This is a genomic window from Agrobacterium tumefaciens (genome assembly GCF_013318015.2).
Classification (GTDB): Bacteria; Pseudomonadota; Alphaproteobacteria; order Rhizobiales; family Rhizobiaceae; genus Agrobacterium; species Agrobacterium tumefaciens.
In genome coordinates this window covers 151,412-165,141 of record NZ_CP115841.1, presented here as the reverse complement: position 1 = coordinate 165,141, position 13,730 = coordinate 151,412, and the positions used below count along the sequence as shown (strand labels likewise).

At 58.4% G+C, this 13,730-nt stretch carries 15 protein-coding genes; all 15 read left to right on the top strand.

All coding sequences use genetic code 11. The features are described 5' to 3' along the window. Positions 1-89 precede the first annotated feature (89 nt). The 15 genes from G6L97_RS00805 (at position 90) to G6L97_RS00735 (ending at position 13,590) form a co-directional block, all read left to right on the top strand. Entirely contained in the window at positions 90-3,008 is a 2,919-nt protein-coding gene (locus tag G6L97_RS00805; RefSeq protein ID WP_065658358.1) for a monovalent cation/H+ antiporter subunit A, read from the top strand. Next, a complete protein-coding gene (locus G6L97_RS00800) occupies positions 3,008-3,343 on the top strand; it encodes a Na+/H+ antiporter subunit C (protein ID WP_003514993.1) in 336 nt (111 codons plus the stop codon). Before G6L97_RS00805 ends, G6L97_RS00800 begins: the two co-directional genes overlap by 1 nt. Beyond that, the gene (locus tag G6L97_RS00795; RefSeq protein WP_003514992.1) at positions 3,340-4,986 is read left to right on the top strand and encodes a monovalent cation/H+ antiporter subunit D; all 1,647 of its coding nucleotides are present in this window, start codon (positions 3,340-3,342) and stop codon (positions 4,984-4,986) included. The genes G6L97_RS00800 and G6L97_RS00795 overlap by 4 nt, the downstream gene beginning before the upstream one ends. Continuing rightward, a complete protein-coding gene (locus tag G6L97_RS00790) occupies positions 4,983-5,471 on the top strand; it encodes a Na+/H+ antiporter subunit E (RefSeq protein WP_003514990.1) in 489 nt (162 codons plus the stop codon). The genes G6L97_RS00795 and G6L97_RS00790 overlap by 4 nt, the downstream gene beginning before the upstream one ends. Further along, entirely contained in the window at positions 5,468-5,749 is a 282-nt protein-coding gene (locus G6L97_RS00785; RefSeq protein WP_003514989.1) for a K+/H+ antiporter subunit F, read from the top strand. The genes G6L97_RS00790 and G6L97_RS00785 overlap by 4 nt, the downstream gene beginning before the upstream one ends. Next, complete coding sequence (gene mnhG / locus G6L97_RS00780; RefSeq protein WP_003514988.1) at positions 5,746-6,090, top strand: monovalent cation/H(+) antiporter subunit G; 345 nt, start codon at positions 5,746-5,748, stop codon at positions 6,088-6,090. Before G6L97_RS00785 ends, mnhG begins: the two co-directional genes overlap by 4 nt. 264 nt (positions 6,091-6,354) lie before the next feature. Next, positions 6,355-7,053 carry a hypothetical protein gene (locus G6L97_RS00775; protein ID WP_174002628.1) on the top strand — a complete coding sequence of 233 codons (699 nt, stop codon included), beginning with the start codon at positions 6,355-6,357 and terminating at the stop codon, positions 7,051-7,053. A gap of 653 nt (positions 7,054-7,706) precedes the next feature. Beyond that, the gene (locus G6L97_RS00770) at positions 7,707-8,219 is read left to right on the top strand and encodes a hypothetical protein (protein WP_174002626.1); all 513 of its coding nucleotides are present in this window, start codon (positions 7,707-7,709) and stop codon (positions 8,217-8,219) included. Positions 8,220-8,265: 46 nt separating this feature from the next. After that, on the top strand, positions 8,266-8,613 hold the full coding sequence (locus tag G6L97_RS00765) for a hypothetical protein (protein ID WP_174002624.1): 348 nt from the start codon (positions 8,266-8,268) through the stop codon (positions 8,611-8,613). Continuing rightward, complete coding sequence (locus G6L97_RS00760; RefSeq protein ID WP_174002622.1) at positions 8,610-9,131, top strand: hypothetical protein; 522 nt, start codon at positions 8,610-8,612, stop codon at positions 9,129-9,131. The genes G6L97_RS00765 and G6L97_RS00760 overlap by 4 nt, the downstream gene beginning before the upstream one ends. Beyond that, the gene (locus G6L97_RS00755) at positions 9,128-10,159 is read left to right on the top strand and encodes a head maturation protease, ClpP-related (RefSeq protein WP_174002620.1); all 1,032 of its coding nucleotides are present in this window, start codon (positions 9,128-9,130) and stop codon (positions 10,157-10,159) included. Before G6L97_RS00760 ends, G6L97_RS00755 begins: the two co-directional genes overlap by 4 nt. A gap of 12 nt (positions 10,160-10,171) precedes the next feature. Further along, a complete protein-coding gene (locus G6L97_RS00750; protein ID WP_174002618.1) occupies positions 10,172-10,546 on the top strand; it encodes a head decoration protein in 375 nt (124 codons plus the stop codon). Between the two features lie 6 nt (positions 10,547-10,552). Next, entirely contained in the window at positions 10,553-11,587 is a 1,035-nt protein-coding gene (locus tag G6L97_RS00745) for a major capsid protein (protein WP_174002617.1), read from the top strand. A 171-nt stretch (positions 11,588-11,758) separates the two neighbouring features. Continuing rightward, a complete protein-coding gene (locus G6L97_RS00740) occupies positions 11,759-13,009 on the top strand; it encodes a hypothetical protein (RefSeq protein WP_174002615.1) in 1,251 nt (416 codons plus the stop codon). After that, positions 13,006-13,590, top strand: a complete 585-nt coding sequence (locus tag G6L97_RS00735) for a hypothetical protein (protein WP_174002613.1) — start codon at positions 13,006-13,008, stop codon at positions 13,588-13,590. The genes G6L97_RS00740 and G6L97_RS00735 overlap by 4 nt, the downstream gene beginning before the upstream one ends. Positions 13,591-13,730: the final 140 nt, after the last annotated feature.

Genomic DNA, 13,730 nt, shown 5'->3' with positions numbered 1-13,730 from the left:
ATCATTCGGTTCCTTGCGAACCTTGAGGGATCGGAGTCGTCGGAAACCCGCCGTAGGCTCCAATTCCAGAGAGAAAACCGCCGCCGCATATGACACTTGCAACCGTTCTACCATTTATTATCGCATTGCCGTTCGTCGGCGCTCTCATAACGGCCTTCATGCCGCGCGAAGGCGCGGCCGCAAGCGCGGCCTACGTAGCTAGCGCCGTAGCCCTCTTCGGCCTGGTCGGCAGCATCCTTCTTTATCCAAATGTCAGTGGCGGTGGCGTGCTGAAATACGATGTGGAATGGCTGCCGCAGCTGGGGCTTAATTTTACCCTGCGGCTGGATGGCTTCGCCTGGATTTTCGCGATCCTCATTACCGGCATCGGCCTGCTCGTGGTTCTCTACGCCCGATATTACATGTCTGCCCAGGACCCTATTCCACGGTTTTTCGCCTTTCTGCTCGCCTTCATGGGCTCGATGCTCGGCATAGTGCTGTCCGGCAACGTCATTTTGCTGTCGATCTTCTGGGAAATGACCAGCATCTTCTCGTTCCTGCTGATCGGCTACTGGCACCAGAACGCCGGCGCGCGCGATGGCGCCCGCATGGCGCTGACCGTGACCGGCATCGGCGGCTTCAGCCTGCTCGCCGGGCTTCTGATCCTCGGCCACATGGCGGGAAGCTACGATCTGGACAAGATCATCGCGGCCGGTGCCGATATCCGCGCCCATTCCCTTTATCTGCCCGCACTTATTCTCATCCTTGGCGGCGCGCTGACGAAAAGCGCACAGTTTCCGTTTCATTTCTGGCTGCCCAATGCCATGGCGGCGCCCACGCCCGTTTCCGCCTATCTGCACTCGGCCACCATGGTGAAGGCCGGGGTTTTCCTGCTGGCGCGGTTCTGGCCGGTGCTGGCAGGCACGCCGGAATGGTTCTGGCTGGTGGGTGCTGCAGGCGTCATCACCCTGCTGCTCGGCGCCTATTTCGCCATGTTCCAGCAGGACCTGAAAGGCTTGCTCGCCTATTCGACCATCAGCCATCTGGGGCTCATCACCACGCTTTTGAGCCTGGGCAGCCCGCTTGCGGCGGTTGCAGCGATCTTCCACATGGTCAACCACGCCACCTTCAAGGCATCGCTGTTCATGGCGGCCGGCATCATCGACCATGAAACCGGCACGCGCGACATGCGGCGGCTGAGCGGGCTTTACACCTATATGCCGGCAACCGCGACGCTCGCCATGGCGGCGAGCGCTGCAATGGCCGGCGTACCCCTGTTCAACGGCTTCCTCTCCAAGGAAATGTTCTTTGCCGAGGCCGTCGAAACCCACGCAGACTCGCTACTCGACCGGGCTTTGCCATACGTCGCGACGTTGTCAGGCGCCTTCGCCGTCGCCTACTCGCTACGCTTCATTCACACGGTCTTCTTCGGCCCCAAGCCGGTTGACCTGCCGAACCCCAATCCGCATGAGCCGCCGCGCTGGATGCGTTTCCCGATCGAGTTCCTGGTTTTCGCCTGCCTGATCGTCGGCATCGTTCCAAGCCTGTCGATCGGCCCGTTCCTGCATTCGGCCGTGCTTTCCGTTCTCGGTCCGCAAACGCCCGTCTACAGCCTGTCGATCTGGCACGGTTTCAACCTGCCGCTCATCATGAGTATTGCGGCACTCGGCGGCGGCGTTGCCATCTATGCCCTGCTCGGCGGCTATTTCTCCCGCTGCGACGACGGCCCGCCGATCTTCCGGCATCTTCGGGGACAGCGCATCTTCGAGCGCATTCTCGTCACCGTGTCCTGGAAGTGGGCGCGGTGGCTGGAAAGCACGCTCGGCACCCGGCGCCTGCAGCCGCAGCTGAGGCTTCTGATCCTCGTGGCGATTCTTGCCGGTTTCTCGCCGCTTTTCCTCTCGGAATTTTCATTGTCGCTGCCGCGCGTGACGTCCTTCGATCCGATCTTTGCCATTCTGTGGCTGATCGGCATGATCGCCGCGCTGGGTGCCGCCTGGCAGGCGAAATATCATCGTCTCGCCGCACTCATCATGCTCGGCGTCTCCGGCCTTGTCACCTGCCTCACATTCGTCTGGCTTTCTGCACCCGATCTCGCGATCACCCAGTTGCTGGTCGAAATCGTGACCACCGTTCTGATCCTGCTCGGTCTCAGATGGCTGCCGAAACGCTTCGAGAAGGTGGACAGCAGCGATGAATTGCCGGCGCAGCTTCGCCGCGCCCGTGACTTCCTGCTGGCCGCAGCAAGCGGCATTGGCATGTCCGTCATCGCCTATGCGGTCATGACCCTGCCCGTGCCGAACGCCATCGCGACCTATTTCCTCGAGCGCGCTTATTCGGAAGGCGGCGGCACCAATGTCGTCAACGTCATCCTCGTCGATTTCCGCGGCTTCGACACGTTCGGCGAAATCGCGGTGCTGGCGATCGTGGCGCTGACGGTCTTTGCGCTGCTTCGCCGTTTCCGCCCTGCGCATGAAAGCATCGGGGTGCCGGAACAGCAGCAGATGCAAAACGCCTTCGATGCGGAGCGGCCCGACCGCAGCAAGGGCGATACGGTGCGCGATTATCTCTATGTACCGTCCATCGTCATGCAATGGATGTTCCCGGTTATCGTCACCTTTTCGATCTTCCTGTTCATACGCGGCCACGATCTGCCCGGCGGCGGCTTTGCGGCCGGCATCACCATGGCAATCGCGTTCCTGCTGCAATATCTCGCCGGCGGCGCGCGCTGGGCGGAGGATCGCATCCGCATCCTGCCGCTGCGCTGGATGGGCTTCGGCCTTCTGATGGCGGCGGCAACCGGCATGGGGTCATGGTACTTCGGCTATCCGTTCCTGACCTCTTATTTCCAGTACACGGAGATACCCTATATCGGCAAAATGCCGACAGCATCCGCCTTGCTGTTCGACCTCGGCGTCTTCTCGCTGGTCGTCGGCTCCACCGTTCTTATTCTTATAGCACTGGCACACCAATCGTTGCGTAACTACCGCGTTCGCACGCCTGAAGCCGCAAAAGCGGAGGACGTGTAATGGAACTCATTCTTTCAATCGGCATCGGCATCATGACTGGCTCCGGCGTCTGGCTGATCCTGCGCCCGCGCACTTATCAGGTCATCGTCGGGCTTTCCCTGCTGTCCTATGCCGTCAACCTGTTCATCTTCGGCGTCGGCGGCATCAAGACCAATGCGCCGCCGGTGCTGGTAAACGGCGTCGACAGTTCCACGCTTGCCGACCCCGTGCCGCAGGCGCTGGTGTTGACGGCAATCGTCATCGGCTTTGCGACGACTGCGCTGTTCCTCGTCGTGCTTTTGGCCGCCCGTGGGCTTACCGGCACCGACCATGTGGACGGGAGGGAATCGAAATGATGTCGTTCCCCTTCCACATCGTCATCGCGCCCATTCTGGTGCCGCTGATCACCGCAGCCCTCCTGTTGTTCTTCGACGAGCGCCAGCGCGTGGCGAAGGCCGCCATCAGCCTTGCCTCGACCGTGATATTGCTTGTTGTCGCCATCCTGCTGTTTCGCGAGGTGAACTCGACGGTCAATACCGAGATCGCGGCGGTGGTTTCGAGCGGGGTCTATCTGCTCGGCAACTGGCCGGCGCCCTTCGGCATCGTGCTCGTTGCCGATCGCCTCTCCGGGCTGATGGTGCTTTTGACGGCACTGCTTGCCATTCCCTCGCTGATCTATTCGCTGGCGAAATGGCATAAGGCAGGCGCGCATTTCCATTCGCTGTTCCAGATGATGCTGATGGGCGTCAACGGCGCTTTCCTGACCGGTGACCTCTTCAACCTCTTCGTTTTCTTCGAGGTTATGCTCGCGGCATCCTATGGTTTGCTGTTGCATGGCTCCGGTCAGCAGCGCGTCAAGGCGGGGCTGCATTACATCGCCATCAACCTCGTCGCCGCATTGTTCTTCCTGATCGGCGTTAGCCTCATTTATGGCGTCACCGGCACGCTGAACATGGGTGACCTTGCCCACCGCATCGACGGCCTCAACCCGGACCAGCGCATGCTGCTTGAAACCGGCGCTGCGGTTCTCGGCATCGCGTTCCTGGTCAAGGCTGGCATGTGGCCGCTGAATTTCTGGCTGCCTTCCGCCTATGGCTCGGCTTCAGCACCTGTCGGCGGGCTGTTTGCTATCATGAGCAAGGTCGGCATCTATGTCATTGCCCGCCTGTCCTTCCTGCTTTTCGGGCAGACGGCCGGGGAATCGGCCGGTTTTGGCCATGATGCCCTGCTTGTCGGCGGGATCGCCACCATCATCTTCGGCGCAATCGGCGTACTCGCCTCGCAGGCGCTTGGGCGGCTGGCCGGGTTTTCGGTTCTGGTGTCCTCGGGAACGCTTCTCGCGGCCATGGGCACCGGCAATCCCACGGTTGCAGCCGGCGCGCTCTATTATCTCGTCAGTTCCACACTCACCATCAGCGCTTTCTTCATGCTGATCGAACTGGTGGAACGCGGGCAGGATGCCGGCGCGAACGTTCTTGCCGTAACCATGGAAGCCTATGGCGAGGGCGAAGAGGAGGAAGAGGAAGAGGAAGTCGGCGTGACCATGCCCGGCACCATGGCGGTGCTCGGGGCGTGTTTTGCAGCCTGCGGCATTCTCCTCGCCGGTCTGCCGCCGCTCTCGGGCTTCATCGCCAAATTCTCCATGCTGACCGCCATTCTCAACCCTTCAGGGCTGGGGGCCAATGACAGCGTCTCCACCCTTTCCTGGTGGCTGGTCTTCCTGATTGTCTTTGCAGGTTTCGCCTCGCTGATCTCGATGACCCGCGCGGGCATCCGCACCTTCTGGGCCTCCCTCGAAGGCACAGTGCCGCGTGTTCTCGTCATCGAAATAGCGCCCATCATGCTGCTGCTGGGACTGACACTCGCCATGACCGTGCAGGCGGGGCCGGTGATGCGCTACATGCAGGAGACGGCGCGTATTCTCGATCTGCCGGCCAGCTACATTCAGGGCGTCATTTCCGCCCCAAGAGCGGGAACCAATCCGGAGGCGCAGCCATGATAAGCCGTGTCCTGCCCTACCCGCTGCTGACGGTTTCGCTGATCATCTTCTGGATGACGATCAACAGCTTTTCAGCCGGACATCTGCTGCTAGGCACCGGTGTGGCCCTCATCGCCTCCTGGGCTATGGCGTCGCTCCGGCCGGCAAAACCGCGCATCCGCAACTGGCACAAGCTCGTCAAGCTGATCGCGATCGTGCTTTACGACATCGTCCTGTCCAATATTTCCGTCGTGAAGATCATTCTGTTCCAGCGCGAGAGAGATCGCAAATCCGGTTTCCTCGCGGTGCCGCTCGATATTCGCGATCCGATGGGATTGGCCGTTCTGGCGACAATCCTCACCTCGACACCGGGAAGCGCCTGGCTCGAATATAATTCCAGCCAAGGCACGCTTCTGCTTCATGTTCTCGACGATGAGGATGAGGCGGCCTGGATAAGCCTCATCAAGAACCGATATGAAAAACTTTTGATGGAGATATTCGAATGAGTTCGATTATCCTTTTCTGGTCCTTTTCGCTCGCGCAGCTGATGCTCGCCATTGCCATGACGATTTCCGTTTACCGCATCGCCATCGGCCCACGCGCCCAGGACCGGGTGCTCGGCGTCGACACGCTCTATGTCAACGCCATGCTGCTTCTCTTGACCTTCGGCCTGCGCACCGGCAACGACATCTATTTCGAGGCCTCGCTGCTCATTGCGATCCTCGGCTTCGTCTCCACCGTTGCCCTTTCCAAATTCATGATGCGTGGCGAGGTGATTGAATGAACAATGCCGCAGAATTTCCGCTCTGGGCCGCCATTCTGGTGGCGTTCTTCGTCCTTCTGGGCGCCTCGCTGACGCTGATCGGCACCATCGGCTTTGCCAAGCTCAACAGCTTCTACGAGCGCCTGCACGCACCGACGCTCGGCACCAGCTGGGGCACCGGCGGCATCGTCATGGCCTCCATCATCTATTTCTCCGTCTCCGGCGACCGTTTCGCCTTCCACGAGATCTTCATCGGCATCTTCGTGACGGTGACGACGCCAGTGTCGCTGATGCTGCTGGGGCGTGCCGCACTTTATCGGGACCGGGCGGAGCAGAATACGGATAACCGGGAGCATCTGTAGCACCGCGGACTCAGACAAGTTTTGCGTGAATTACCTTCCTGAAGGTCAAGGAAACTCTCCTGCGACGGGTCTTATCCGATGATCCACTTGCGGGCGGCTTTCCGATTGTTGGACAAGTAGGCAGACGTAACGCATCGAGTTACATCGTCCGCGCTAAAAAACTGATGACAACGGAAGCAATCTGATCTCGCCAGCGCGGGGGAGGCAACACGCATTCAATTCAGGAAAAAATGAAATTAAGAATAATGGTGCCCGGAGGCGGATTTGAACCACCGACACGCGGATTTTCAATCCCCGCGTGAAAAGCCGAAAACAAGAGCTTACCGGAAAAAAACTGTCAAACCCGACATCGGAAGTCAAGCACTTAGCGAGGATTTGTCAAACCTTCAGGAGCTCCCCGAAAACGATAGAGTGACCCTTTTTCCTTCCAAACCTTCGGTGGACACGCTGGACATGTTCACTGAAGCTGGCGTTTGTGACGCTGCGCGTGGGGTCCGGGGGAATACAAATCGGCCATCTGTATCAGATGGTGCTTCGCCTCAAGAGACAGGCGACGAGATGGGGAGGCCATTCCCTACACAATTCGACGCTGACAGCTTCAAGATTGATCTCGTGCGGCTCGCGCTAGACATCCATGGGCAAAAGGTCGCGCGAGCGCTTTGGCACGAAATGGGCTTGCCTATGCCAACGCCGCCGCCACCCCGCACACTGCCGACTTCCGAAGCAGCCGAGATGGTATCTGTGTTCCTCAAAGAGTGCACGATCCCGGACCCTCGGTGGCAAATGTCAGCAACAGAGCTTCATAGGCGATACGAGCGCTGGATGGCCGGTCGAGACGGCACACAATTAGGTCTGCACGCGTTCGGCAAGGTGGCGATCAGGTGCGGCGCGAAGCGGCGACGAAGCAACGGCTCAATGTACATCGGCATCCGTCTTTGTGATGAAGGCGGGTCTAATGGTTGAAACCCGGACCCTTTGCTTATACGATTATGCAAGACGCTGCATGTCTGTCTTTCGCTATGTGGCGAGTTGCGGGGGTGTTTGGACAGCTAGGACAGCAAGCTATTCGAGACGGACACGAAGCCGTTCCTATAACAATCCAGAATCGCCATATTTTCCAATATCTTATTTGCGCTGGACAGGAAGGACAGCAATTTCCGGGTTTTCCGTGATGCGCGAACATGCGCTAGTGATAACTCTAGAGTTAGCAATCTCCACCTCTTCTTCCTCGCGTCATATAAAACCCGGAAATTGCTGTCCTTACTGTCCTTCCTTTGATTTCATTGAAGAATATAGACCTGTTTCTGTCCTTCTTCATGTCCGTTTATTTTTAATCTCTGTCCTACCTGTCCAAAACAGCCTCAGAAGCATTGCTTTTTTAGTGAATGTTGCTTTTCCAACGGGGTTGGAAGGTAGAAATTGGAGAGGTTGGAGCCAAATACTGTCAATTCGGCTGACGGTATCGGTGGCGTGCCGTAAACCCACCCCCCTGGGTGTAGGGACCGTACCTGTTTCTTTCCCAGTGCGGGCCGGGACGACCCCGCGAAGTCGGCAGTCAAACAGCCCCAAAATTTGGGTTAACGCAGTTAACGCGGTTAACGGTGGAGTTAACGCCCATGGTTGATGTTAACGCGTGGACTGAAGAAGAGAACGCCGAGTGCTTTTCTGTAGCCGATCAGGTGGCGGCGCTACGGGCAGTTTTCGAATTCCTCGAACATGGAACACCGGTACCACCAGATGCGAAATCCCGTGTTTGTCCTGGCCTCAAAGTTTATCTTTCCGATCTAGAGCGTGGCTGCCCTGCCTCGCTGGATTTCGCACTGGGCCTTAAGAGCCATGGCGGGGTTACGGCTCACAAGGCGGTCGTAAAAGCCGAACGAGACACCCTGTTGCAATCGCTTGCCCGGAGCCATTGGCCTGGGCAGCCGGTCGCAACAGTCGGCCGGCAGATGTACGCGGAGTTTTGCCGGTACGAAAAAACCCGTTGGCAGCGAGAGCGCGAACGTCAGCAAGCCCCATCCTCAGAACCGCATCGCACGTTCTGGCAGTTGCTCCAGATGCGCTCCCGCGTTCCCGGCCCGGACCATCTTCGCAAAATTCTCGCCGTGGTTTTTCAAGACCCCATTTGAAAAACCACGACTCGGCGGGATCATCGCTGCATCACAGGAGTTTTCGATGCAGCAACCGACAATCGATCCGGGCCGACTGGATGCCCTTCAGACGATCAGCCATCGCGAGAAATCCGCGATGCAGGCGGCGCAGGATGAGGTTAGTGCCAAGATGGACCGGGCCGCCACGCTGCGCCGGGACATCCAGAACATCCAGCGTCAGATTGACCGCGCGCCGGGCGAAAACCTCGCAAAACGTCTCGTTGCGCTGAAGGCTGATCAGAAGCGCCTCGATAAAAAAATCGAAGAAGCGAACTATCAGGCCGAAATCGCCCGCGAGCGTTACGTGTGTTGTTCACGGCTCGCGAAAAACTGCGCCGACTTCCTTTCGAACCAGCAGGAGGCATCGCGTTGACCGCTGACGCCAAGAAATCCGTTTCCAAGTCCAAGCGCGCCGGCGCTGACCTGTTCGAAGGTCTGGAAGATATCCGCCTCAAGGTTGTTCTCACCCGTGCCGCCATCGGGGAGCTAGAGCGTGCGCCGGTGGCATTGTCCATCGCGAGCGATCGTGTGGATACCTGGCTTGCCGATCTGCACAAGGAAGAAACCCTGAAACTCTTCGTTCGGCGGTTCATGTTCCCGTCTTACCGCGCTCCTCAGCCTGCCGAGGCGCTGGATTTCATGATGGGTATCCTGTCGCAGATGGTGCGCGGCGAAATGCTGAAGCTGCTTACAGCCAACTATGGCGATATCGAGGGACTGACCGAGGCCGACCGCAAAAGCCAAATCGAGGCAAAGACAGCGGAAGCGCTGGCTTTGGAACTGTCAGAAGAGGCGATTATCCGTCATCTCGAAGATTTGGGCCTCGATATTCTTCGCCGCTTTGACGCGGATCCTCTCGCGGTTCTCGCCAGCAAGGAGAGCCTCGAATGAGCGCGTTCGTTTCCAATGGCAAGCTCTACCTCAACGGCATGGTTGGTGACTACACATGGTTCACCAGCGACTGTTTCACCTTCGAAGACGTGATGGCAGCGCTTGATCAGACCGACCGCAGCAAAAAACTGACGGTCCACGTCAACTCGGCTGGCGGCGATGCGATTGACGGCGCTGCGATCTACTCGGCGCTGGCGGCCCTGCCGAACGGCGTCGATATTGTCATCGAGGGGATTGCGGCCTCTGCCGGTTCCCTGATCGCCATGGCGGGCAAGACCGTCACCATGACGAACTCGGCGGTGATGATGATCCACGATGTCATGCAGTTCACGGATGGCAACTCCGACGATCACAAGCGGGCGCTCAGCGCGCTTGAGGCGATGTCCAACGTTTACGCCGGCGTCTATGCCGCCAAGTCGAAAAAATCCGTCACAGCCTGCCGCAACCTGATGAAGGCGGAAACGTGGTTCGAACCGGATCAGGCCGTGGCGGCAGGATTTGCCGACAAGGTTTCTGGCCCCGGTCGTGGCATGATGGTTGCCGCCTTCGATTATTCCCTGTTTCAGCATGCGCCGAAAAAGCTTGTCGATCTTGCTGCGGCGAAGAACTGGAAAGCTGAAACCACACCCCCAGTCCCACCGAAGGAAAAGACGATGACGAACACACCCGCCGCGACGGCACGGGCCGAAGCCGCTGCGCGTATCAAGGCCATCATGATGCATGCTGAGGCCGAAGGCCGTACCGCTCTTGCCGAACACCTCGCCTACGAAACCGACATGGAGCCGGAAGAAGCTGCGAAGATGCTGGCGCTGGCTGGCAAGGAAGCCTCCAAAGAAGCATTGACGTATGAGCAGCGTCGGATGGCGGACATGGGTCTTACAGAACATGATCGCCGCCGCGCTGCGGCTTTGCCGGATGGTTATGTTTCGCCGGCCGCCCATCTCGCTCGTCCGGACTATCGCGGCGGTGGCGACCCGAAAACCAGCGGCCTTGTCGCCAACATGAAACGCCGCAACGGCATCAAGTAAGGATCGTCCGCCATGGAACATTACAGCATCAAAACCGACAGCGATATCGTCAAGGATGAAGGCAAGAACCGCTTTTCCCGCGATACCGATACGCTGGCATCCGGCTCCGGCGCCGTCATCGTCGGGACGGTTCTCGGGCAGGTGACGGCATCCGGCAAATTCAAGCCGCTTGCGCCTGCCGCCAGCGACGGCACCCAGACCGCCGCCGCCGTCATCCTGCAGTACTCCGACGCCACAAGCGCCGATCAGTCGGTTGTCAACCTCAAGCGACGCGCACAGGTCGTTCTGCAGGCACTGGTTTGGCCGGCCGGTATTACCGACACCCAGAAATCCGCCGCCATCGCGCAGCTTAAGGCGCTTGGCATTGTCCCTCGCATGGGAGTGTAACCCCATATGTCCACCGTACTCGATTATCTTAACGCTCCCGAATTCGCAGACGACAATCTGACGGAAGCAATCAACGTCGCGCCCTACACCACGGGTCGCGCCGCGCAGCTGAGTATCTTCACCGATACGCCGATCCACACCACCTATGTCCGCCTCGGCATCGAGGAAGACGAACTGACCGTCATCCCGGCCCGTGAGCGCGGCGGTGAGAGCAATCTCAACATGCGCAGCGACCGCAGCGGCGTTCAGTTCAACATTCCGCATTTCCCGCTCGATGACGCCATCACGCCTTCCGATATCCAGAACCTGACGGTCTGGGACGGCCACGTAATGGCGTCGCTGGAAGACGTCTATAACGACCGTCTGACGGCTATGCGCGGCAAGCACGACCTGACCCACAGCTATCTCGACTGGGGCGCGCTGAACGGCCTCGTCATGGACGGTGAAGGCAAGGTGCTGCTGAACCTCTATGACAAATTCGACCTCACGGAAAACGTGGTGGATTTCAATCTCGATGACGTCAACACCGCCGTTTCGGATAAGAACCGCGAGGCGAAGGGCATCATCCGCAAGGAACTGCGCGGCACGGCATCCACAGGCGTCATTGCGCTGGCCGGCAAAAACTTCTTCGACAACTATGTGAAGCATCCGAATGTTCTGTCGGAACTGCGGGCCTATCCCGGCGCGACGCCCAATCCCGGCCGCGATGACATTCAGGACCGCTTCAGCTTCGCCGGCGTCACGCTTGAGCGGATCGACGAGGAATATAAGGTCCGGCAGGCGAACGGCACACTGATCAGCAAAAAGGCCGTTCCTGACGACGAAGCCATCCTGTTGCCGCTCGGCACGCCGTACTTCAAGCGCTATGTGGCTCCGCCCGATACACTGAGCGGCGCGAACCGCAAGCCCGCTCCAGATGCCAAGATTTTCGTTTCGACGGACGATCTGCCGCATGACAAGGGCCGGGAAATCCACACAGAGTCGAACGTCCTGCCGATTTGCGTTCGCCCGCCGCTTCTGGTCCGTTTGCGTCTCACCTGACTAGGTTCTCCTTCCCGGTCACGTGCAGGGGGTGGCGTCGGGACGACCCCTCCGTCGCCCTAGTCTGCGGCTAAAACTAAAGCCTAAAGCCTAAACTAAAGCTACGAGAAACTATTCCTAATGTGCACGCTGCACATTGCAGGGACCAAACCAACGAGGAAATGGCTAGATATGAAGTACCATCCCCCTTACGGAGCTGTTGACCCGAACGCCTCTTATGTTGACAAAAATGTGCCTGGCGCGGTTCGCGGCTCGGCTGTTCCGGCCGCCGCAATCGAGAATCCTCAACGCGAACTGGTTAATCTCATCACGAAGTCGGGACTCTTTCCTGACGACGAGCTTCAGCTGTCAACCGCAGTGGATCTCGCGATACAAGGCGGAAAACCAAGTTTCGCTGTGGCCGCCGGTACTGCTAATAACCTTTCTGTCTCCTTGTCGCCAGAACCTCCATCGCTGGTCGTCGGTATGGTTGTGCGCATCAAGATCACGGCCAACAATTCAGGCGCCGCCACTCTCAATGTGAACGGTTTGGGCGCGGTCCCTATCATCACCTTGTTAGGTAGTGCGCTAAGCCGTGGAGACTTGCCGTCCGGTGCTGTGATGTCTCTTGTTTACACGGGGACCGCCTGGATGCTCGCGGGTCTGGCGTACAGTGAAATTCCTATTATTGGCACAAGAACAATCTGGGTCAGAACTGACGGAAATGACAACAACAGCGGTGAGGCAAATAACGCAGGTAGCGCGTTGGCGACGATTGCGGAGGCATTCAACCGGATAAAGGGTGCGGGTTCATCTGCCACTATTACTATCCGACTTGGCAACCCTGGTACCTACGCCGCGCCTGGGGTTCTAGGGTCGTTTTCGGGAGATGTGACTATCCTTGGCGACCTTGCGTCACAAGGTAGTTACATAATTTCTGGGGTTGCGGCTCCTGCTATAGTCGGGATGAACGCTTCGGCTATTCTGAGGGTGTATGGCGTTGAAGTACGCAACACCGGTACTGCACTTGACAATATCCGGTGCGTCAATGGCCTCATGTACCTCAAGAATTGCACGATGAGTATTCCATCTGGCTCGAGCGGAAGGCATATGTACTGTGTCGACCTTGGATACATAGCTATTGATGGCGGCTGCATTATCTCAGGAAACGCCGACAGCGCGATCTACGCCTATAATGGTGGCAAAGTTCAGGGGACGGCAGCCCTCGCAGTTTCAGGAACTCCAAATTTCGCAACCGCTTTTGCTCGTGTCGCGATTCTCGGTATCATCAATAACAACGGCAGCTTTTCGGTCACTGGCTCTGCCACAGGCGTGCGCTATAGCGGCGTCCTGAATGGTGTCATCAATACCGGCGGTGGTGGAGCGAACTTCTTCCCTGGAAATGCGGCAGGAGCTACTGGAACAGGAGCGCAATATTCATGACCTATGATGTATTAAACTGGTACTGGCAGGCTGAGGATGGCCGCCTCTTCTCTTCTCAGAAATCCATGTTGGTCAAAAAGACTGACAAGGATTTTCTCGCTTGGAACGAGAACGATAACCTCCCGTCGCTGTGGCCAAAAGACGAAGAAGGCAACGAGACGGACGCGGCATTGCAGTGGGTTTTTGATAATGCCGGCGCCCGCGTACATGTGAGCCTTGACGCCCTAAAGGACGCTCTCAAGCAATCCATTGACGACGCGGCGGAAACTGAACGCCTCAGGCATATCACGCCTGGTCACGGTCAATCGATGACTTACATGCAGAAATCCGATGAAGCGCGGCGATATCTTGCTGCGGACGCGGGCGACTATCCTCTGTTGTCCGCAGAGGTCGGCATTACTGCCCCAGACATCGGTGGCGTAGCGACCGTTGTTCTGGAGGCCTACAGCCAATGGCAGCAAATCGGCGCGATTATCGAGGCGGTGCGGCTTGGTAGTAAGGCCGCCGTAGCATCTTCCGAGTCTCAGCCCGCCGCAAAGGCAGTATTTGACGCTATCGCTTGGCCTTCAGGAGCGCCCTAATAAATATGACCCGCATGGGCGTTGAACAGTCCCCTCAAGGCAGACGACTGGGCAGGATTAAGGCCGTCAACCACTGCTGAGTGTCGGCTGGTCTCTGCCGGCCGCAGGGAGATATACTGCGCCTTCGCGTTCCGGCAATG

Bases quoted from the DNA above. Each gene is read 5' to 3' on its own strand.
- G6L97_RS00755 (WP_174002620.1), top strand. From the start codon at position 9,128: ATGAGCGCGTTCGTTTCCAATGGCAAGCTCTACCTCAACGGCATGGTT.
- G6L97_RS00770 (WP_174002626.1), top strand. From the start codon at position 7,707: ATGGTTGATGTTAACGCGTGGACTGAAGAAGAGAACGCCGAGTGCTTT.
- G6L97_RS00740 (WP_174002615.1), top strand. From the start codon at position 11,759: ATGAAGTACCATCCCCCTTACGGAGCTGTTGACCCGAACGCCTCTTAT.
- G6L97_RS00790 (WP_003514990.1), top strand. From the start codon at position 4,983: ATGATAAGCCGTGTCCTGCCCTACCCGCTGCTGACGGTTTCGCTGATC.
- G6L97_RS00785 (WP_003514989.1), top strand. From the start codon at position 5,468: ATGAGTTCGATTATCCTTTTCTGGTCCTTTTCGCTCGCGCAGCTGATG.
- G6L97_RS00765 (WP_174002624.1), top strand. From the start codon at position 8,266: ATGCAGCAACCGACAATCGATCCGGGCCGACTGGATGCCCTTCAGACG.
- G6L97_RS00805 (WP_065658358.1), top strand. From the start codon at position 90: ATGACACTTGCAACCGTTCTACCATTTATTATCGCATTGCCGTTCGTC.
- G6L97_RS00795 (WP_003514992.1), top strand. From the start codon at position 3,340: ATGATGTCGTTCCCCTTCCACATCGTCATCGCGCCCATTCTGGTGCCG.
- mnhG (WP_003514988.1), top strand. From the start codon at position 5,746: ATGAACAATGCCGCAGAATTTCCGCTCTGGGCCGCCATTCTGGTGGCG.
- G6L97_RS00800 (WP_003514993.1), top strand. From the start codon at position 3,008: ATGGAACTCATTCTTTCAATCGGCATCGGCATCATGACTGGCTCCGGC.
- G6L97_RS00750 (WP_174002618.1), top strand. From the start codon at position 10,172: ATGGAACATTACAGCATCAAAACCGACAGCGATATCGTCAAGGATGAA.
- G6L97_RS00735 (WP_174002613.1), top strand. From the start codon at position 13,006: ATGACCTATGATGTATTAAACTGGTACTGGCAGGCTGAGGATGGCCGC.
- G6L97_RS00745 (WP_174002617.1), top strand. From the start codon at position 10,553: ATGTCCACCGTACTCGATTATCTTAACGCTCCCGAATTCGCAGACGAC.